This is a genomic window from Streptosporangium sp. NPDC049078 (assembly GCF_040648855.1).
In the GTDB taxonomy this organism is placed as follows: domain Bacteria; phylum Actinomycetota; class Actinomycetes; order Streptosporangiales; family Streptosporangiaceae; genus Streptosporangium.
Window position 1 is genome coordinate 187,113 of the sequence record NZ_JBEZEL010000010.1, and the last position, 21,002, is coordinate 208,114.

General features: G+C 68.5%; 11 protein-coding genes. 2 read left to right on the forward strand and 9 right to left on the reverse strand.

Features of this window, described 5'->3' with window-relative positions; genetic code table 11:
* Nucleotides 1-11 precede the first annotated feature (11 nt).
* The 4 genes from AB0B90_RS18920 to AB0B90_RS18935 all read right to left on the reverse strand — a co-directional run bounded on the left by AB0B90_RS18920 (nt 12) and on the right by AB0B90_RS18935 (nt 7,017).
* Nucleotides 12-782 carry an alpha/beta hydrolase gene (locus tag AB0B90_RS18920; RefSeq protein WP_362923700.1) on the reverse strand — a complete coding sequence of 257 codons (771 nt, stop codon included), beginning with the start codon at nt 780-782 and terminating at the stop codon, nt 12-14.
* A 62-nt stretch (nt 783-844) separates the two neighbouring features.
* On the reverse strand, nt 845-3,775 hold the full coding sequence (locus tag AB0B90_RS18925) for an AAA family ATPase (RefSeq protein WP_362923702.1): 2,931 nt from the start codon (nt 3,773-3,775) through the stop codon (nt 845-847).
* A 151-nt stretch (nt 3,776-3,926) separates the two neighbouring features.
* Entirely contained in the window at nt 3,927-4,607 is a 681-nt protein-coding gene (locus AB0B90_RS18930) for an alpha/beta hydrolase (protein WP_350949929.1), read from the reverse strand.
* 115 nt (nt 4,608-4,722) lie between these two features.
* Entirely contained in the window at nt 4,723-7,017 is a 2,295-nt protein-coding gene (locus AB0B90_RS18935) for a helix-turn-helix domain-containing protein (protein WP_362923704.1), read from the reverse strand.
* A 329-nt stretch (nt 7,018-7,346) separates the two neighbouring features.
* Here AB0B90_RS18935 and AB0B90_RS18940 point away from each other — a divergent pair, with 329 nt between their 5' ends.
* Entirely contained in the window at nt 7,347-8,378 is a 1,032-nt protein-coding gene (locus AB0B90_RS18940; protein ID WP_362923706.1) for an alpha/beta hydrolase, read from the forward strand.
* A gap of 555 nt (nt 8,379-8,933) precedes the next feature.
* Here the strand turns inward: AB0B90_RS18940 and AB0B90_RS18945 are convergent.
* The 4 genes from AB0B90_RS18945 to AB0B90_RS18960 all read right to left on the reverse strand — a co-directional run bounded on the left by AB0B90_RS18945 (nt 8,934) and on the right by AB0B90_RS18960 (nt 12,294).
* A complete protein-coding gene (locus AB0B90_RS18945) occupies nt 8,934-9,569 on the reverse strand; it encodes an RICIN domain-containing protein (RefSeq protein WP_362923708.1) in 636 nt (211 codons plus the stop codon).
* A gap of 498 nt (nt 9,570-10,067) precedes the next feature.
* Nucleotides 10,068-11,213 (reverse strand): DUF6596 domain-containing protein, encoded by a 1,146-nt coding sequence (locus AB0B90_RS18950; RefSeq protein WP_362923710.1) that lies wholly within the window; start codon nt 11,211-11,213, stop codon nt 10,068-10,070.
* Nucleotides 11,210-11,614: a YciI family protein gene (locus tag AB0B90_RS18955; protein ID WP_362906167.1), complete on the reverse strand. Its 405-nt coding sequence runs from the start codon at nt 11,612-11,614 to the stop codon at nt 11,210-11,212. Before AB0B90_RS18955 ends, AB0B90_RS18950 begins: the two co-directional genes overlap by 4 nt.
* 254 nt (nt 11,615-11,868) lie before the next feature.
* Nucleotides 11,869-12,294 carry a VOC family protein gene (locus AB0B90_RS18960; protein WP_362923851.1) on the reverse strand — a complete coding sequence of 142 codons (426 nt, stop codon included), beginning with the start codon at nt 12,292-12,294 and terminating at the stop codon, nt 11,869-11,871.
* A 262-nt stretch (nt 12,295-12,556) separates the two neighbouring features.
* On the opposite strand from AB0B90_RS18960, the gene AB0B90_RS18965 reads away from it, so the two are divergent.
* Nucleotides 12,557-12,943, forward strand: coding sequence for a MarR family winged helix-turn-helix transcriptional regulator (locus AB0B90_RS18965; RefSeq protein ID WP_362923712.1), 387 nt, complete (start codon nt 12,557-12,559; stop codon nt 12,941-12,943).
* A gap of 473 nt (nt 12,944-13,416) precedes the next feature.
* Here the strand turns inward: AB0B90_RS18965 and AB0B90_RS18970 are convergent, their stop codons facing one another.
* Nucleotides 13,417-20,088, reverse strand: a complete 6,672-nt coding sequence (locus tag AB0B90_RS18970; RefSeq protein WP_362923714.1) for a LamG-like jellyroll fold domain-containing protein — start codon at nt 20,086-20,088, stop codon at nt 13,417-13,419.
* Nucleotides 20,089-21,002 lie beyond the last annotated feature (914 nt).

Genomic DNA, 21,002 nt, shown 5'->3' on the forward strand with positions numbered 1-21,002 from the left:
GAACAGGGCTGTTATGCCGGATGGGTGTGCTTGACCGCCCCGGTCGTGGTCGTGGTCGCGGCGGTGCGGATGTGGTCGGCCACGGCTGCCGGTCGCGACAGCGCGATCGCGTGTGACGCGTCGACCTCGATGGTCTCGGCCCCGGCGCGCCGGGCCATGAAACGCTGGGCGGCGGGATGGATCGCCTGATCGGCGGTCGCCACGACGTACCAGGACGGGAGAATCTTCCAGCTCGCGTCGGGAGAGCTGTCCTCGAACGCCGTAGCCGCGATGGGGCGTTGCGCGGCGGCCGCCACCGAGGTGAAGGGCCCGGGCAGGTCGGCGGCGAACACCGCGGGAAACCGCTCGTCCCTGAGGAACAACTCCACGGTCTCCTCCCCGTCGGCTGCGCGCAAGACGGCCGGCCGCAGCGCCGGGCCCAGCAGGCTGCCGGGGAAGTGGCCCGTGACGTCCAGCAGGCTCTCCCCCGCCTCCAGCGCGAAGGCGGTCACGTAGACCAGCCCAACCACGTTGCCCGGTCGTGTTCCGGCCCAGGTGATGACCGCACCGCCGTAGGAGTGGCCCACCAGCAGGACCGGACCGTCGATCGCGGCGACGACGCCGGTGAGGTAGGCGGCGTCGGTGGCCAGGCCGCGCAGCGGGTTGGCCACCGCGGTCACGGGTATCCCGGAATCCTGAAGTTCGGCGATCACGCCCGACCAGCTCGACCCGTCCGCGAAGGCGCCGTGGACCAGGACGACGGTCGGCGTGCTGCCGTTCTTGAAGGATCTCTCTGCTGTCATGGCCTCACCGTAGGAAGTCCCGTGCGCGCCTCGCGAGCGTCACATGACTGTGTCACCGAGCGTCACCCGAGCAGGCGGTGAGGTGGGGCCGATACACGTAGCGCTGTGCTCAGAGCCGATCGTGAGGTGACCCCCAGCTTGGGGAAGATCCTGTAGAGGTGGGAGCTGACGGTTCGGTGAGACAGGTAGAGCTTCTCGCCGATCTCCCGGTTCGTCAGGCCGTCGGCCGCCATCTGGGCGATCTGGAGTTCCTGCGGGGTCAGCACGTCGCGCGCTTCGCTGCTGCGACTGTGGCTGCTCTCGCCCGAGGCCCTCAGCTCCTGGCGCGCTCGTTCGCTCCAGGGGATCACTCCCAAGGCGTCGAACGTCTCGCGAGCCATCCGCAAGGGCGCCCGCGACTCGGCCGTACGCCGCCGACGCCGCAGCCATTCCCCGTACGCCAGCTGCACCCGGGCCCGCACGAAGGGCCATCGCCGCAGGTCGGCGCCGAGCGCGGCATCGAAGAAGGGTCCTGCCACCGCCTCGTCGGCCAGCACGGCCCGCGCGTGGCGCAGGTCGGCGTGCAGGGACGGCGACGGTGTGGTGAGCGCCACCGTCTCCATTTCCCGGAGGATGCCGGCGACCGCGTGGTTCTGGCCGCTGTGCGCCGCGGCGTCTGCGAGTTCGGCGATGGAAAAGCAGCGTAGCGCCAGGTGGAAGGCCGGATCGGCGGGGTCGTGCATTCTTCGCAGCTGGTCGAAGGCGTCGGCGTAACGTCCTTCGCCCAGCGCGGCGAGCCCGCGCGCGAGCTGTACCGTGGCCAGTACGGGGCGGGCTCCGATGGGCAGGGCCACCTGCTCGGCCGCCGCCGCGAGGCTCTCCACCCGATCCTGTTCGCCGCGTAGCGCGGCGAGCACCGCGCCCGAGGCCTGAGCGATGGCGTGCATCAGCGGCTGGGATGTCTCGTGCGCCAGACGGGCGGCCTCCTCGGCAGCGGGAATGGCCACGCTCAGGTCGGCCAGCCGGGCCGCGCTCCATGCCTGTGCCCCGAGGTCTCGTGCCAGGAGGCTGAGCCGGCCCTGTGCGCGCAGGGCCGGTAGCGACGCGGCGCAAAACTTCTCTGACAGGTCGAATGCCCCCACCATCAACGCCGAACTGCCGAGCAGTCCTGCCACCGGCCTGCCGTCGGCCGGGTGGGCGGCCAGGTGGCGTAATCGCTCGATCACGACCTTGCCACGCTCGATGGGAGCCGCGAACGCCAAGACCGTCAGCAACCGCCCGTCCATATCGTCGACGGGCAGGCCCTCGGCCACGGTGACGACGCGTTGCCGTGACTCCTCGTCGGCATGAGCCCAGAAACATCGCAAGGCCGCACTGGACAGGAGTTTCAGCGCGAGATCGACGTCTCCCTGCGCCGCCATGCTCTCGGCGAGGTCGGCCAGTGAGTGCGCTGCCTCGCTGTCGTCACGGATGCCGTCCTCGAAGTTCTCACGGATCCACACGATACGGGCCCGCTGCCGGGCCGAAGGCCGCAGCCGCTCGCCTTCGCCCAGCAGCCGCACGACGATGTCGCGCCGTCCCATCTCAGCCGCGTACTCGGCGGCCCGCACAAGCCGTTCACACCGGTGAGCGGGATTCTCGCTGAGCCTGACCGCGTGCTCCAGCGCCGCGACGGCCGACAACAGGTCGCCTCGGCGTCGCACGCCTTTGGCCGCGGTCTCCAGCTCGGCGGCGATGCTCTCATCCGGTCTGGGGGTGGATGCCGCGCGGTGCCAGAGGCGACGGTCGGGCCGGCCGATGAGGACGTCGGCCAGGGCGGCGTGCACCGCGTGCCTCTGGGAGATGCTCGCCCCCTGGTAGATCGCCGAGCGCATGAGCGGGTGCCGGAAGGACACCCCGGCTTCGTGCACGTCGATCAGCCGTACGCTGACAGCGGGAGCCAGATCGTCTGCCGTGACCGCTACAGCGGTGATCAGCGCAGTGGCGTCGAGGGTCTCGGAAAGAGCGGTGCTGTCGTTGAGCGCGGCCACCAGCAGCAAGGTCCGAAGGGTCGGCGACAATCCCGACATGCGGGCGGTGAAAGCCTGCTCCAGCCGGGTGGTCAGCGGGAGCCATCCCGGCGGCAGGGGCCCCTTCCCGTCCCGCGTGTCCGAGGCGATCGGCAGTTCGACGAGGGCCAACGGATTTCCCGCCGCCTCCCGCAGCAACCGTGCGCGCACCGTCGGCGCCAGGGCGGGGCTGTGGGCGTCCAGCAGGGCGGTCGCGGCGGTGTCGTCGAGCCGATCGAGGAGCAACTCCTGCAGCCCCACCCTGTCGAGAGGACTCTGGAAACCGTCGCGTATCGCGGCCAACAGCACGATCGGTTCGGAGTCCAGCCGCCGCGCGACGAACGCGAGCACGTCGGCGCTGGCACGGTCCAGCCAGTGAGCGTCCTCGACGAGGAACAGGACGGGCGAGCGGACGGCGGCCTCGCCCAGGAGATTCAGCGCAGCCAGGGCGATGAGGAACGGGTCCGGCACCCGGGCGTCGGTCAAGCCGAACGCCGCTCCCAGCGCGTCGCGCTGCGGAGCGGGCAGTTTTCCGATCTCGGCACGAAGCGGAAGCAGTACCTGATGCAGGCCGGCGAAGGGCATGTGTGTCTCTGATTCCACACCGGCCGTCCGCAGGACGCGCATGCCACGCGCGGCCGCGATCTCCGCCGTGTCCAGCAACAGGGCCGACTTTCCGATCCCCGCCTCGCCACGCACCAGCAACGCCCCGCCGCTGGTGTGGACGCCGTCCACGAACTCGCGGAGACGCCGCTGTTCGGACTCTCGCCCGAAAAGTGATCTTCCTGGCGGGTTCGCTGGCATATATGGCCATGATTGCCTGCGCCAGAGGTCCCGTCCAGCGAGCCCACTGTCAGGCCCGTTGACAGGTCGCTTCTGACCGGGCCGGTCTTGCGCAGCGGCGAAATCCGCCGGGGCGGCGTTCCTGCGGTCGGATATCGCGCTTTCTTCGGAAACGCGGGTCATGAGGATTCCGGCCTTTCACTGATGCGTTCAGTGCTGCGGGTGTCCGTGTTCTGGGCGGCTCGCATGCGGCGGCCGCGATCTGTGCTGCGGCGAGGGCTCCCAGGCCGGCGGGAAGAACATGGCCTGGCCTCCCGCGCGAGGGCGGACGTCGTCAGGCGGCGGCCTCACGGATGAGGTCGGCGACCACGGCGGGCTGGGAGACGTGGACGGCATGGCTGCCGATGACCTCGACGACCTTCGCCCCGGCACGCTCGGCCATCCTGTGCTGAGCCGGCGGCGGGATCATCCGGTCCTCGGTCGCGATGAGGTACCAGCTGGGCCTGTGCCGCCAGGCCGGTTCGGTGACCGGCCCGCCGAAAGCGTCCACGCCCCACGGGACCTGGGAGTCCGCCATGAACGCGGCCACCCGGCCGGGCAGGTCGGCGGCGAACGCGGCGGCGAACCTGTCACGGTCGAGGAGGAGAAAGCCCTCCACCGCGGGCAGGATGGGCGGCGCCGGCGCGCCAGGGGGTGCGGCGGCGATGAGGGTGCCGACCGACTCACCCCTGTCGGGGGCGAACGCGGCGACGTACACCAGCGACGTGACGTTGGGGTGGGTGCCGGCCTCGCTGATGACGACCCCGCCGTAGGAGTGGCCGACCAGGACGGCTGGACCATCGAGGCCGTCCAACACCCGGCGGGTCACCGCGGCGTCGTCCTCCAGCGACAGCGTCGGGTTCTGCACGACGTGGACGCGGAGTCCATCCCTGGTCAGCTCGTCGTGGACGCCCCGCCAGCCGGATCCGTCCACGAAGCCCCCGTGCACGAGCACGATGTTCCCGACAGCGGTCATGGTCGCTCCTGACCTGGACGGACAGGCCCGGCGCCTGTCCCTGACGCTCTCCATCCAAGTCGCGCGCGCGTGGTCAGGCCACGCAGAACAGGACGCAGAAGTGGCGCGGAAACCGTCAGGGCGCGGCGGTCGCCAGGCTCCGGCAGCGGCCGCTCGCCTCGGCGTCGCCGACGGCCTGGTACACCTCGGCCGCCCGCGCGTAGGCACGGCGACTCTCCCCGATCCGGTCCTCCTCGGCCAGCAGGACCGCCAGTGTCTCCAGGGAGCGGGCCTGCGGGACGGGCAACTGCCCCTGCTCCATGAGGCTGATCGCCTCGGTGAGCTTGAGGATCGCCTCGGCCCGGCGGCCGAGCAGTCCCAGACAGTCGCCGACGCGGGCCAGCGCGATCGGCCGGATGATCGCCACGACGCTCGGCGTCACCCCCGAGCGGTCGTCGTTCAGCAGAGCCAGCAGGCCGAGGTAGCGCTCCAGTGCCTCGGCGTGGTGCCCGGCGTCGCGCAGGCAGGTGCCGATGGCGCCGAGAGAGTGGCAGTACCGGTCCATGTCGCCGTTGGACCTGTGTAACTCCGCCGCCCGGGTTTCCGACGCGATGGCCTCGTCGAGGCGCCCGAGCCGCCGAAGCGCGCCCCCCGCATGGTGGTGGGCCAAGGCGATCTGGATCGAGGCACCGCTGCGGGTCGCCAGGTCCATCGCCTGGGCCGTGTAGCGCAGTGTGGCCTCCGGGTCGTCTCGCGACAGCAGATGAGCCCAGGCCAGCATGTTCAGCTGCACGGCCTGCCTGGCAGGGTCGCCCAGGGCGGCGGCGGCCTCGGCACCGAGGGTGAACACCTCGTACCAGAGCGGCGCGTGCATCCACCGGTCGGAGAACCAGTCCATCGACTCGGCGCAGTCGAGGACGACGTCGAACCGGCCGATGCTCGTCGCGTGACGTAACGCGCCCAGCCAGTTGTCCGCGTTCACGCGCAGCCAGTGGTCGGCCTTCTCCGCGGAGGACAGCTCGGCGGCGTCGGGGGCGGCTTGGCCGGGATCGCCGTACCCGGGCTCGAACCACCGCCCGGCGGTCGTGGCCGTCGACAGCAGCCACGACGTCAGCGTCACGCTGAGCGCGTCGCACTCGGCCGTGGTCTCCTCCTTGCGAAGCCGGTCGCGGGCGAACAGCCGGACCAGGTCGTGGAAGCGGTAGCGCCCCGACGTGTTGTCCTGCAGCAGGCCGAGGTCGACGAGTTCGTCGAGGGCGTTCCATGCCTCCTCGATCGATGTGCCGCCCGCCACGGCGGCCAGAGCGGCGTCGAAGTCACGGCCAGGAACCAGGGCGAGGCGGCGGAAGAGGCGTCGCGTCGAGATGGCCAGCTGCTCGTAGGACAACCCGAACGCGGTGGCGATCTTGAGGTCGCCGGCGCTGAGCTGGTCCAGGCGGCGCTCCTCGTTCGTCAGCCGGGCGGCGAGATCGGCGGCGTTCCAGCCGGGCCGGCTGACCAGCCGATTTCCGGCGATCCGCAGCGCGAGCGGCAGACCACCGCACAACTGCGCGAGCCGCCCGACGGCCGATTCTTCGTCCGGGGCGCCGCGATCTTTCAGGATTCCGGTCAGCAGCATGGTGGCTTCCAGCGGGGGCAAGGGCCCGAGGGCGAGTCTGCGCACTCCTTCCAGACCGGCCAGCAGGCGACGGCTGGTCACCAGGGCCTTTCCCGCACCACCGCCCGGCAGCAGCGGCCGGACCTGCTCCTCGGAGGCGGCATTGTCGAGCACGATCAGCGCGCGCCGGTCGCGCAGCAGGGAGCGGTACAGGGACGCACGCTCGGCGACGTCGCCCGGGATCTGCTGATCCGCGATGCCGAGTGCGCGAAGGAGCATGCCCAAGGCATCGTCGACGGGTAAGGGCTGCGGAGACATACCGAACAGGTCGAGGAAGAACACCCCGCGGGGGAAATCCGGCCGCAGGACGTGCCCGGCGCGGACGGCCAACGTGGTCTTGCCCAGCCCGGCGGAACCGGTGATGAGCCCGACCCCCGCCGCGCCCGGCGCGTCCCCGGCGCGTAGGAGTTCGCTCGTCCAGGCCAGTCCCGCGGCTCGACCGGTGAAGTCGCCGACGGAGCGCGGCAGCTCGCACAGCCCGGTCGGCCGGGCCCAGCGATCACGCAGGCGGCCCTCACGCGCCAGCTCGACGAGCTGGTCGCGGTCGGCGTCGTCCAGGCCGAGAGCGTCGGCCAGCGCGGTGACGGTCCGATGCTGGGAACCCTTGCTGCGTCCGCGTTCCATGTCCGACAACGTCCGGGCGCTGACCCCGGAGGCCTCGGCGAGCTGCTCCAGTGTCAGACGTACCGCGTGCCGATGACGACGCAGCACCTCCGCGAAGCTGGGTGTGGTGATCGGGTGCTCCTTCTCCGCGACCTGGTGGAGATGCCCCAAAGCCTATGGGAAGACCGGTGACAGCCACAGGTCACCGCATGATCGAGGGTGAGACGCCGCTTCGTGCGCCTTCGGCCTGGAACAAGACCCGCAGTCACGTGGCGCTCGGTGACGCAGTCAGGTGACGCTCGCGCGGCCGGCGAGCCGGTTTCTACGGTTTGCCCCATGAACACCCAGTGCTCCATCGCTCCTTGAGCGGCGACGCCGAGGCTCTCGGCGAACCGTGCGCGACGTCCCGGTCCACCGTGGAGAGACCGGAGAGCCGGACCGCACGGTCGGCACGTTCAGCAGCCTACGACCCTCACCCGCCTCGGAAAGGGAAACGTCCTGTGAAAACGATCCAATCCGCTCCTGCCCCGAAGATCCGCGGCCGCGCCGTCATCCCGATCGCGGTGATCGGCCTGCTCGCCTCCCTCACCCCTGCCGCCTCCGCCCTGGCCACGCCGGCGCCCATCACGGCCATCGCCGCCGAGACGCCCTCGAAGAGCGGCGATGAGCCACGCGTTCCGGCGGGTTTCCGCGAGCGGAGAGTTCGGGTCGGCGACATCTCGATCAACTACGTGCGCGGTGGACGCGGGCCGACGCTGGTGCTGCTGCACGGATATCCGCAGACCTGGTACACCTGGCGCGAAGTCCTGCCCGAGCTCGCCAAGCACTACACCGTCATCGCTCCGGATCTACGCGGAGCGGGCCAGAGCGACGCACCCGCCGACGGCTACGACAAGAAGACCCTCGCCGCCGACCTGCACGGCTTGTTGACCGAACTCGGCCTCAAGCGGGACATCAGGCTCGTGGGCCACGACATCGGCACGATGGTCGCCTACGCCTACGCCGCCGCCCACCGCCGCGACGTCACCAAGCTGGTCCTCAGCGAGGCCCCCATCCCCGACAAGTCCCTCTACACCTTCCCCGCCCTCACCGCGAAGGGGCCGGGCTTCTGGAACTTCGGCTACTTCAGCCTCACCAACGGCCTGCCCGAGCGCATGGTGAACGGCAGGGAGGAGCAGTGGGTGGAGCGTTTCGTCGACTCCCTCGAAGTCAGGAAGAACGGCGTCAGCGACAAGCAGGTCCGCGAGTACGCGCGCTGGCTGCGCGACGACGCGCACCTGCGGGCGAGTTTCGAATGGTTTCGTGCCCTGCCACAGGACGTCACCGACAACCGCGCGTACGGCGCGAAGAAGCTCACCATGCCCGTGCTCGCCATCGGCGCCCGCGGCAGCCTCGGTGACTTCGTCCCCGCCCAGGTCCGCCGATACGCCGACCGCGTGACCGGGGTCGTCATCGAAGACTCCGGTCACTGGATCTTCGAGGAACACCCCGAACAGCTCACCCGCACACTTCTGCGCTTCCTCAAGAACTGACCCGACGCCGAAACAGGAGCAACCGCATGAACAAGAGGCACCCACCCCATACCGGCGACACGCAGAACTTCTTAGCCTCCCGCTGCCTCAGCGCCTCGCCTGACACCTTCACCTCTGACCAAGGAGATCCGCCATGTCGGCCTTCGGGGAGTCTGAGTACAGAAATTAGCGGTAGAGGCCGCTAACTGCGGAAATGCGGGTACATGACCATTCTGCCCGGTATGGCCAGCCCGGAATTGATGGCCGTGAGCTGGAGAAACGTCTCCGCCCTCAGCTCTACCGCCAAAATCTGTACCGATCCTCCCGGGAGGTATGGAAACCCCAGAGTTCCCGCGAACCCAAGGGTCGAGCCCAGGCGCTTGGGGTGGTCTGGGAGGTTGTGCGCCCTTGGGTTCGCCGGAACCCAAGGGCGTTGAGGAAGAAGCTTCACCGATCCCGAAATCCCTTCAACCGCCAGAGCGACGTGCCCTGTACGGAGAATGCCCAGGTCCTGAAGCTATGGCGAAGATGGAAGGCTCAGGGAACTGTGGGGTTATTCCTTACTCAGGAGAATACTTAGGAGAATCGCCACTCCTGGTTCTGTGCCCCGGAGGTGCAGGTCCACTGGATGAGGGGGTCCCCATCCTTGTTGTTGCTGTCACCGGTGTAGCGGCCCGTCACGGTCAGACACTTATTGCTGTGACGGGCGACGACGAGGAAGTACCCGTTGGCCTGCTGCTCGAATCGCCACTCTTGGTTCTGTGCCCCGGAGGTGCAGGTCCACTGGATGAGGGGGTCCCCATCCTTGTTGTTGCTGTCACCGGTGTAGCGGCCCGTCACGGTCAGACACTTATTGCTGTGACGGGCGACGACGAGGAAGTACCCGTTGGCCTGCTGCTCGAGCCGCCACTCTTGGTTCTGTGCCCCGGAGGTGCAGGTCCACTGGATGAGGGGGTCCCCATCCTTGTTGTTGCTGTCACCGGTGTAGCGGCCCGTCACGGTCAGACACTTATTGCTGTGACGGGCTGCCAGGTTTGTGGTGACCTGGGCAGTGACGGCGTTCGCTGCCGGCATCGCAACGACCGGGCCGGCGAGCAGAGCGACAGCGAGAACTACGGCTTGACCAGCGTGAGTGAATTTCCTCGAATCCCCTTCCTTCCACTCCTTAATCGCACGCCTCTCCGCCGGAGACTTGCGGCGAAACCAAGACATCTTCGATCCTTCCGGTCGCGCGGACAGCACTGAGAGTCCTCCATCGTTATGGAACCTCGACCACAGGAATCCGTAAAGCCGCTGGCCGAAAGAATCGAGTGGTCTAAGAAATAACCCTTGAGTTCGTTGGGCTCGTTTTGGCCTGCGTAAACCCAGGAACTGGGCTTATTGGCTGGCGCTCCGGCTTCTTCTTCGAGAGTTGCTGAGATTTCAGAGATTCTGAAGGTCTACCGTCCTCGTCGTTCGTCTTGCTCCAACGGTGAAGGCGAGGAGGCCGGAGTCGGTGCTGGCGGTAGTGAAGGACCTTCGAGTGGTGCGTGCCCGGCTCCTCATGCTCCCGGACGGCAGCACGCGCACGCACGGGCCGGTGTTCCTGTCCGAACGCCGCCCCGTCCCCGCCCGCCGCCCAGACGCCGGCGACATCTGCCCGCACACCGGCCGCGCCACACCCGCGTCGGCGACGACAGCGGTCTTGGGTGAACGCCCGGTGTCCGCGGCTCAACCGCGCAGTCGCGCGTTGAGCCGTGCGGCCTGTCGCGTGAGGTGGTCGCGTTCGGAGAGGTTGGGTGCCGATCGGGCGGCTTCGGCGTAGAGACGTGCCGCGGTCACCGGGTCGCCGTCACGTTCGCGCAGGTACGCCGCGGCGGCGGTGTGGCGGGGCAGGGAGGGGTCGAGTTCCGCGAGGGCGGCCAGACCGGCCCGCGGGCCGTCGGCCTCGCCGACCGCGACGGCCCGGTTGAGGCGGGCCACCGGATTGCCGGTGAGGCGCACCAGTTCGTCGTACCACTCGACGATCTGCACCCAGTCGGTCTCCTCGACCGTTCGGGCGTCGGCGTGCAGCGCGGCGATGGCGGCCTGGGCCTGGAACTCGCCCAGCCGGTCACGGGCGAGGGCCGCCTGGAGCACGTCGACGCCCTCGGCGATCAGGCGGGTGTCCCACAGGCCGCGGTCCTGTTCGGCCAGAGGGACGAGCCTGCCGTCGGGGCCGGTTCGTGCCGGTCGCCGGGCGTGGTGCAGCAGCATGAGCGCGAGCAGGCCCGCGACCTCCTCGTGCCTGGTCGCCGCGGCCAGCCGGCGAGTGAGCCGGATCGCCTCGGCGGCGAGGTCGACGTCGCCGGAGTAGCCCTCGTTGAAGACCAGGTAGAGCACGCGCAAAACCGTGGCGACGTCTCCAGGCCGGTCGAACCGGACGTCCGAGACGGTTCGCTTGGCCCTGCTGATCCGCTGGGCCATGGTCGCCTCCGGCACGAGGTATGCCTGCGCGATCTGACGCGTCGTGAGGCCGCCGACCGCGCGCAGCGTGAGCGCGACGGCCGAGGCCGGTGTCAGGGACGGGTGCGCGCACAGGAAGTACAGGCGGAGTGTGTCGTCCACCGCCTTCCCCGGGCCGGGTACGGGCTCGGTCTCGACGCGCACCTCGCGGTGCCGCCGCGAGGCGTCGGCGCGGGCGGCGTCGAGGAACTTCCGCCACGCCACGGTGATCAGCCACCCACGGGGATCCCGTGGTGGATCGCCCGGCCACACACGTACGGCCTCGACCAGGGCGTCCTGCACGGCGTCCTCGGCCGCCGCGAAGTCGGCTCCACGACGGACGAGAACGCCGATCACCGCGGGCACCAGCTCCCGCAGCAGCGACTCGTTCACTCGACCACCGTGGGCTGCCCGTAGAACGGTCGCAGCTCAAGCCACTCGTGGATCGGCTTCCCGCCCGCTCCCGGCGCCGCGGACAACTCACCGGCCAGCTCAAGCGCCCGCTCGTAGGTCTCGACGTCGATCACCATCCAGCCGGCGATCAGGTCCTTGGTCTCCGCGAACGGGCCGTCGGTGACCGGCGGACGCCCTTCGCCGTCGTAGCGGACAAAGGTGCCCTCCGGGGAGAGCGCCTGGCTGTCGACGAACTCGCCGGTGCTCTCAAGCCGGGCGGCGAAGTCACGCATGTACTGCATGTGGGCCGAGATCTCCTCCGGCTCCCACTGGTCCATCGGCACGTCGTTCACCGATGCCGGCGCGCCCCGGTAGTGCTTGAGCAGCAGGTACTTGGCCATCGTGTTCTCCTTGGTGAGGTACGGCCCATTGTGGCGGTGTTCACCACGGGGACGGAGCGGCGCGCGGCTTCTCGACATCCCGTCGCGACATTTTCCGGCGGACTTCACGGAGTCCGCGTACCGCTGCGGGGTCGAGGCGTGGGAGATCCATCCCACGCGAGCGATCGTGTGTTGCCCGGCCGCCCTCTTCGCTGTCGTTCTCGGTCCATCCGGCGGATCGTTCCGGTTGGTCGCGGGTCGGCCGCGACGGGCCGTCAGCCGAGTTGCTCGGCCAGCGCGAGGATGATCCCGCCGGGGCCGCGAAGGTAGCAGAGCAGGTAGATGTTCTCGTAGCGCACCAGATCTCCGAGGAGTTCGGCGCCGTGGGCGCGCAGGCGGGCGACGGTGTCGTCGATGTCGTCGACGGCGAACATGACCCGATGCAGGCCCAGCGTGTTGGGCGGCGGGTTCTGCGGCCCGGCGCTGATCGCCGCGGGGGCGTGGTACTTCATCAGCTCCAGTTTGTTGTGACCGTCCGGGGTCCGCATCATCGCGATGTCGCTCCGGATACCGTCGAGTCCGACGGTACGGTCCGCCCAGAGGCCTTCGATCTGCGCCTCGCTTTCCAGCTCCATGCCGAGTTCCACGAAGAACGCGATCGCGGCCTCGAGGTCGTCGACGACGATGCCGACGTTGTCCATCCGCTGAATCGCCATGGTGGTTCTCCTTCTTCGCTGGGCGGTCCGTTGTGGCCACCGGTGTACCTGGGACGGAGCCGGCACCACATTCTCGACATCCGGTAACGTACCGAGTTCGATCGCCCTGGCGCGGATCATCTCGGTCACGCCGGATTCGGCCGCGACGAGCCATATTCTCTGCATCTTCGTGAACCGCTCGCGGAGCGGGAAGGCGCGCCGGCCGGAGCCGCCCTGACGCGAAGGAGAGTGACGTGCGACCGCCTCGATGTGCGAGAACGGGATCAGCCGTCGACGATCACACCTCCGATCTCGCCCCCGTCACCTGTCGCTGCTCGCCTACCTGCAGTACGACGGCCCCAGCACGGTGAACCGCCTGGCGGAACGACTGGAGGTCGCTCCCACGACCATCAGCCTCATGGTCGGCGACCTGTCTCGACGCGGTGTCCTGACACGGGAGGAGGACGACGCCGACCGGCGGCGGCGGGTCGTCGCGATCGCACCGGAGTACGCCGAGCCGATCCGCGAGTGGCTGGCGGGCAGCGCGCTGGCGTGGGCCGAGGTCCTGGCCGACCTCACACCGGCCGAGCGCGCCACGATCGTACGGACGATGCGTGCCTACGAGACCGCCCTGGGCAGGCGGATGCACACCTGACGCGAAACCGCCCACGTCGACGGTGACGGCTCACGGAGGTTTCCCGGCCATCAGCCAGGTCGGCGCCTACGACCTGCCGCGTATGGTCGCCCGAAGCGGCGGTGTCCGGTCTGGGCCAAGGGGCTGGGAAACATCGGGGTGGGTGGCTGTGCCGACTGGGCGGACCCACGATCAGCCGGTCTCGTTGAGACCACCGAGGGAGGCGGGCGGTGCCGGCATCCCAGTACACCCATTCGGTGTCGCCGCCCTTGGACGTCAGTGGCGCTTTGCGGTTCTCCAGGTCGAGGTCTTCGACGTTTCATTCGACGACGCCCCTGACCGGCGCACGACTATGCCAGGTGATCTACATGAGCCGTTGGGTGTCTGCCACGTCAGCTGGGACGTTTTCCAATGTAGGCAAGGTGTGTCGAATCGGTCCTGCGGCGTCGGGCGAGGTCGCCCGGCGCCGCAGGTAGCTCGTCAGTGACGATGGGTCATGTCACGGTGAACATGAGTACGCCTGTCAGGGCGGTGTAGCCGTCGTTGTGGAGGTACCAGGCCGCGTAGGTGCCCGGGCCGGGCAGGGCGGTGGTGGGAATGGCGATGGTGCCGTCGGCCCCAGGGGCATATCCCCAGGCGAGGGCCTCCACCTCCGAGGGCTTCTTGTCGACCGGATACAGGCCGACCCAGTTCTTGGCGCTGACGGTGCCGGCCGGGGTGGAGTAGTGGACGGTGAAGTTCGTCCCCTTGGCGACGGACTTGGTGGTGCTGGTCAGGGTGCTCACGGGCGCCGGTGCGGCGGGCGTGAGGGCAGGGGCGTCGGAGGGGAGGCTGTAATAGGCCGCCAGGCGGCCCACGATGGTCTCGGCGTAGGGGACAAGGCTGGCGAAGTGTGTGGCCAGAGCGGTTTTGGCTGCCCCGCTCAACGCGTTGAAGTCGCCGGTGGCGCCGGTCAGGTAGGGCTGCAGGCGGTGGATGAGCCCATAATCGCTGGTGATGCCGAGGGCGCCCATGGCTTGGGCCAGGGACGGGGTGGTGGTGGCGGTGTCCAGGACGCGGCTGACGAAGGTGACGCGGTGCATGATGCGCCAGCAGGGGGGTTTGCGGTCGGATTGCTGGGCGCGCTTGAGCGCCAGCGCGTTGGGGTCCTTGCCGCGGTCCAGCCATTCGGGGTCGATGACCTTGCCGTAGAAGTCCTCGAAGTTGTCGGTGGTGGTGTCGAGATAGAGGGTCATGAAGCGGTAGGCGTCGACGCGACCGGGCACCAGGATCGGTTTGCCGTCGGCGTCGAACACCGGAATGTCGCCGTTGTGTTTTTGTAACTGGTTGCCGGGGGCGCAGGTGACGTCCAGGCTGAAGGTGCGGGTGGCGTCCTTGGATTTGCTGCGGGTGACGCTGTAGCCGGTGGTCGTGGTGGACTCGAAACCGAACTTGGCGCCGACGTTGCCAATCGCGAAGCCCCCGACTTCGCTCCAGCCGATGGCGGCGGTGAAGGTGAAGGAGCCGGCCGTGGTCTCGGTGACCTGGTCGGTGGTGCCGGTGGTCTCGGCGAAGAACCCGCCGGCGGCTGTCCACACGTAGGTGTTGACGATGTTGCGGCGTGAGGCGGCCCGGGTGGCCGCGCGTCCGGCCTCGGGGTTGCCGCCCTGGGCGATTTCGGCGCCGGTGCCGCCCATCATGCCGTTCAGTACCTTGGCCGCCTGGCCGTGGGTAGGGTCGGGGGCGTGGGTCTCGGTGGACACCGATTCGTAGAAGCCCTGCAGCTGCTGCTGTTCGCGCTGGATCCGCTTCTTGATCCGGTAGGCCTCCACCGGCCGGTAATAGCTGAACTCGCCGCGCTCCCCCTGGCCCGCCTTGGGGAAGTGCGGGTCGGGGAAGGCACGCAGTCCTGGGGCCGTCTCGTGCTTGGCGTAGCCGACGACGCCGTCCAGGGTGCCCTGCTTGGTGTAGCGGGGGTTGATCGGGAAGGGGATCAGGTTCCAGTCGCGGGGGATGTCGGGGCTGGGCAGCATCCGGTAGGCGACCAGGGCGCCGCTGTGGACCAGGCGCAGCGCGTACAGGTCGGCGGTCTCGGACTGCACCACGGCGAATCCGGTGTTGGCCGGCACCCAGCGTCGCCCGGCGGTGGGGTTGACCTGCTTGGTCGGGTCGGGGTCCTCCCAGCCGCCGGTGACCTCCACCTTGCTGGTACGGGTGGTGTTGGTGCCTTGGGAGACCTTGGTCTCGTTGCTCCAGGTGTTGGCGTACTTGAGTTCGATGTTGAGCCCGAGATCCAAGGTGGCTTCGGCCAGGGGTTGTGCCGTACCGGCGCCCAGGGGGGCGGCGACGGTCCAGATGCTCTGGGCGGTCGCTATCTCGAATTTCACCTTCGCGGACGTGTCGATGCTGTTGTTCTTGTTCGACGACAGGGCGTTGACGACGTTGTCGGCCTGGACGAAGGCGACTGAGGAGGCGCCCTTGTAGTCGCCGGCGGTGCCGGCGATGAGGTTCTCCGACGGGATCGGCGGGGCGCCTTCGATGTAGCCGATCAGTTGCGGGTCGAACTGGGCCTGGCCCACCCAGGTGGTGGTCAGCTCACCGACCTTGTACCCGGTGTTGAGCACCCACGATTTGTCGGCCTGCAGGTAGGTGTAGGCCCGTTTCAGCACCCCGATGAGCGAATCGTCGGTGAGGCGCTGGATGTCGCCGTATTCGGTGGCGGCCGGGGTGGCTGCGATCAAGGTGTGGAAGGCGGTGCGGATGCCGGTCAGCGCGGAGCGGACCTGGGCGGTGTCGGTGGAGATCGGCGCGGTGGACAGCACGATCTTGGGGGGCGGACTCGACTGGGTCAGGTGATGGCCACTCAGGCCGGCGTCCTTCACCACCACCCCGGCCACGGTGTCATCGGCATCGAAGGGATAGTAGGCCAGCAGATCCTGGCGGTCGCCGCGGACGCGGCCGAACATGTTGTCCAGGATCTGCTCCTGGGTGCGGGCGGTGCGCCACACCCGGATCTCGTCCAGGTCACCGGTGAACCCGTCGGCCACCACCGAGCGCGAGGAGGTGGGCCGCACCACGCTCGACGTCGTCGAGATCGTCTTCCCCGAGGGGACGGGGCTGCCGTTGCGGTAGAAGGTGAACCGGTTCCCGTCGGGGTCGGGGGTGCGGACGCGGGTCACCGCGTGCAGCGTGGCCGGGTAGGAGCCGCACAGGTCCTGGGTCTGGGAGCCCTTGCTCTCAGGGAAGGTCCACCACGCGGTCAGGCCGGAGGCCTTGGCGGTGATCGGCACGCCGATCTGGTCGCCGTTCCTGACGACGGTCCAGATCCGCACCTCCGACAGCGCGCCCTTCAGACCGGAGGCCGTCTTGCCCACCATCATCCGGCCCAGCTCGGCCGGCGCGTCGTTGCCCACGGGCTTGGCGCCGCCGTACCACTGCGAGTCGCCGACCTTCTTGCCGTTGATGAAGAAACAGATCTCCACCTCGGTCGTGGTACCCGTCGGGTTCTTGCGGGTGACGGCGACCTTGTTGAAAGTGCCCGCCGTCAGGGCCGTCGTCGACTTGTAGACCTTCGCCGCGTCCGAGCCGGAGCCGGGTTCGAAGGTGAAGGCGAGGCGACCGTCGGTGTCCACATACAGGCAGTAGGGGACGGCGGTGTGGTTGCCGGCGCCGAACGTGCCTTTGCCGACCAGTCCCTGCTTGGCGCCGATGGAGTCGAGTTTGACGAACGCCTCGATGGTCAGGTCGTCCACGAGGTCCAGGCCGCCCGCGCCGCCGGCGTTGAGGTGGCCGGTGCCGTCCATCTGGATCGCCCAGTCCTGCTCGAACGAAACCGCCAGATGCGCCCATTCGGCCAGGGGGAACACCTCGGAGCTGCGGAAGACCTGCTTGTTGATGTTCGCGTTGATGACGTAGCCGGACTCCCCGTTGGTCCGGGTGCCGTGCTCCACCCCCAGCGCGTACCAGGTGTCGCCGACATCGGTGTGCAAGATGGTGTCCAAGCCGTCGACGAACGTCGGCTTGGCCCAGGCCTCAAGCGTCAGGTTCCCGGCCGCGGCCAGGGCGGAGATGTTCGCCGTACTCGTCAGTTCCAGACGGTGCTTTTGGGCGGCGTCAAAGGAGAACGCCCGTCCCGGCGCGTCACCGTGCCAGCGCGGCCCCAGCGGTTCGCTGAGATTGGACGCGGTTCCCGCGGGCACCGACGCGGTGAGAGACCCGGCGTAGGCGCTGATGAGCAGCGAGCCGTGAGCCGGCGACATGCCGGCCACGTTGCACGAGGCCAGCGTGTAATCGTAGGCTGCGATGCGGACCTTGGCGCCCGTGCCGGCGGTGAGGTTGCCGGTGGTGAGGGTGATCTGCGCCGACCCCGACTGCCCGCCTGCGACCGTGCGGCTGTCCCCGCCCACCGTGATGACCGAGCCCGCCGTCAGCGTGGTCGTCAGCGGCTCGGCCAGCGTCACGGTCTTGTCCTGGAGCGACAAGACCGTCCCCAGGTCCGATCCTCGTGCCGAGCCGTTCAGCACCGCGGCCAGGAGGTCGGCCCGGTCGGGTACCGAGGGAAACGTCTCGACCGTCGTACCCCGGCTCACCTCCACCTTGCACATGCCGGTCCCGGTCGCGGTCACCTTCACGTCGAAGTCGGCCAGTTTCATCGCCACATCGCGGCCGGACAGGCGCAACGTGCCGCCCGTCATGGCGATCTCCTTGACAGCGGGGGAAATGGTGGTCGCGTAGTAGACGGCGAAGAACTGGCCCTCCCCGCCACGGAAGTACAGCGCCACCTCACCGGTGGAGCTGTCCAGCAGCGCGGGGGCGTGACTTGTCCAGGCGACCGACAACAGGGCACCCAGCACGGTCAGGCCCGAGCGGTCGATGCACACCTTGGGCATCGCCAAGACCGCCTCGGCCGCACCGAGCAGCGCCCCGGTCAGCGTGGCCTGCGCGTTGAGAGCCGTCTCCAAGGCCGCCTTGTCCGCACCGAGTCGCTTCTGGGCCTCGAACTGGCGATCAGCTTCCGGATTCAGGACGGCCGCCTCGGCGAAGAGATTTCTCTCCCTCTCCCGGTGGCCGCCCCAGTCGCGGGCCGGGCCAACGATGGTCCGGTTGAGCGTGTACAAGCTGATGGCGCCTCCGTCGTACAGCTCGTGATCGATCTGGGCCAACCGCGCCCTGGTGCCCGCGAGCCGCGCAGCGAGCACCTGGTCGTTGTAGAGCTGACCGCGGGCCGTGGTGACGGCCTCCTGGGCGGCCCGCAGCTTGTCGCTGTCCTTGGTGGGGTCGGGCACGCCGATCCAGGTCAGATCGATCACTCCCGGCGCCGTGGCCAGTCTCCCCTCCCGCGACAGTGCGAAGTCCAGGGTCGCGACGTAGGAGCGGCCGGTCGGCTCACCCGTCGGCGGCGGCCCCGAGGTGGCGAAGGCCAGCAGTACCCGCGCCTGCCCCTTCTCCGGCGACGGCGTGTGGCCGTATCCCGTCACCGCTGGTTGCTGCTGGTAGTACAGGGTCGCGGTCAGACCGCAGACCACCTTGCGCCCGGTGATCGAGAACGACTGGCGGCTCACCCCCGGGCCGTCGAACAACGGTGCGTCCGAATCCGTCCACACCGGACCGGCCTCGAACGTGCCCTCGAACTTGTTGACACCGCGGTCGTGCACCTTGGTGCCCGAGCCCTCGTCGAAGGGAAAGTAGGCATACAGCCCGGCCTCCGTGCCGGCCGGCCGTTGCCCCCGCGCCGAGAAATCACCGCGGGAAAGCGTCCAGATCCGCACCTCGTCGATGTGCCCGTTAAAGGGATCAGCCTGTGCCGGGCCAGAAACGACCCGTTTGCCGACCATGAGCTGGGCGGTGACCTCGACTTTCGTGGCCGTGGCGAGGGTCCCCACGGCCACGCCGTCCAGGAACAGTTGCATCTGCGACCCGTCGAAGACCGCCGCCACATGCGAGTAGACACTCATCGGCACCGCCGAGGTGGAGGTGAGAGTCTGAGAGCCGTGGCCGAACAGCAGCTTGCCGTCGGCCTTCAGACTCAAATAGGCCGGGGTGGCCAAGCCGGTCGTGTCGGTGCGGCCCACGATGAGCCCGGTGGTGGTGGCGGTGGCGGGCTTGATCCAGGCTTCCATCGTGTACGGCCCGGCGGTCACCGCCGTAGAGGTCTTCCCCGCGATGACCGGGGCGCTGGCCGTGTTGTCGAATCGCAGCGCGGTGCCTCCCCGGTTCTGCGGTGGGCGCACCGGCACCAGCAGTTTCCCGGTGTGGGAGTCGATGCCCGGGGCCCGCTCCAGCACTGAGCTGGCGAATTTGGGGTCGGGACTGGTGTAGAGCTGGGTGCCGGCGACGTTGAACAGCCCTTCGGGACTTTGCTCCAGGTTGTAGCTGTGCAGGAGGCCGGCGTCGTCGGCGGTGAAGATCTGCCAGCGCGAGAACCCCGAGATCGCGGTCGGCAGCGACAACACCGAGAAGATCCCGCCGCTGAGCTTGCCCGCGAACGACAGCTTCAGGGTCGGCTCGTAAAACAGCCGCCCCTCCATGTCGCGGGTGCCGAGTGTGTCTCCGCCCGAAGCGGGGGCGATTCGGCTGCGGCTGCGCTGGTAGCGCGCCTCTACGACCGGTTTGAGTTCGGCGCCGACCAGCACGAACCGGTCGCACAGCAACGCGGAGTCGGCTGCGGCGACCTTGGCCTCGCCGACCAGGGTGTAGTCCTTGCGCGCCGAGTCCCCCGACCACAGGCCCCCGGTCGTCTTGTACACCGACCCCGAGTCACCGGCCGCGACCGACTGGCGAAACACCAGGATGTGCCGGCCGTCGGAGAGCACCTGGATGGGGAAGGTAGAGGTCAGCCGAGCCGTCGTCGACAGGAACGGGTCGTCCTCTCCCGGCAGCAGCTTCTCCGAGAACGATGCCTCCACCGAGCCGCGCCTCTTCACCGTCGGCATGACCGCCGTCAGCGGCGTCTCCGTGCTCACCTCGACCATCTCGGTGGGGAAGGGCAGAAGTCCCGGGTCGCTGTTCCAGTAGGCCGCATCCAGTGCTCCCCGCGCCCGGTCGGCCTGGTCCAGGCTCAGCACGCTGTAGTAGATACGCCGGTCGGCCCCCACCGCGAAGGCGACGACCATGCCGTCGTGGCGGACCATTGTCGTGGAGGTGTACTCGCGGTCCTTGTAGACCTTCACCAGGTTTTTGTCGTGCACGAAGAAAACTCCTGACCATTGACGCCCGAGAAACACGTGAAGACATCCGCGCACCACAAAACAAAACGTGATGCGGCCGGATTGAATGCGTGCGTGAACATGCGCACGCGAAAGAATTAGATTTGCGCGCCCGTCAAGGGGGTGCGCAACAACGGCTCAAATATCACACGTCGGCGCCGTGAGCCGACGTGTACGACCTATGCCCGGCGGCGCCGTAGAGCTTCTACCTCATCACCTAGACAGACAGCGCCACCCCCAGTTCGACTTCCTCTCTCCGTAGGACTGAGGCGCGTCTTAGGCGACAGCGATGCACATCCCGCCGATACCACCTGCCCAACACGAACCATCAACTAAGACATCACATTGCGTGGCAAATAACAACAGACGGTTTCGGTATGTTGTGCCGATTTTCGGCGTGGCTGCGATTTCCGCATCGCCGACTCTCGATCCTTACTATCTCAACTGTCGCCAGAAATATTACCTGACCTTTTCCTCTGTGGGTCGCGGCCGATATCATGCAGCAGAGACAGCTGTTTTGATGTGCGTTTTCTGATGGTTTCACTGCGCCTCGGTCAGTCCGAAATAAGGGATTGTCCACCTGCCGTAATTTGCGCCTCGCCGATACCCGTTCCGTCGACGGGCAGTGCGCCCGCGCACGGCACAACCGTCGAGGCCACCGTGGACCGGCATCGACTGGCGCCCTGGAGCGCGACGAAGATCCGTTATCACGCCGCCACACGCCAAACCGTCACCTGGTCAGTGGCTACACGCCTTCGTACGGTCTGGGAATGGGCAAACGACCGGTTAGGTCCCACATGCGCAGGCTGTCTAGCGGTCGGCGAATCCGGGTGCGTACTCACTCCCGCAGGACCGCGGCAGCAGCGATTGACATCAGCGCGGCCGCCGTCCTGGTC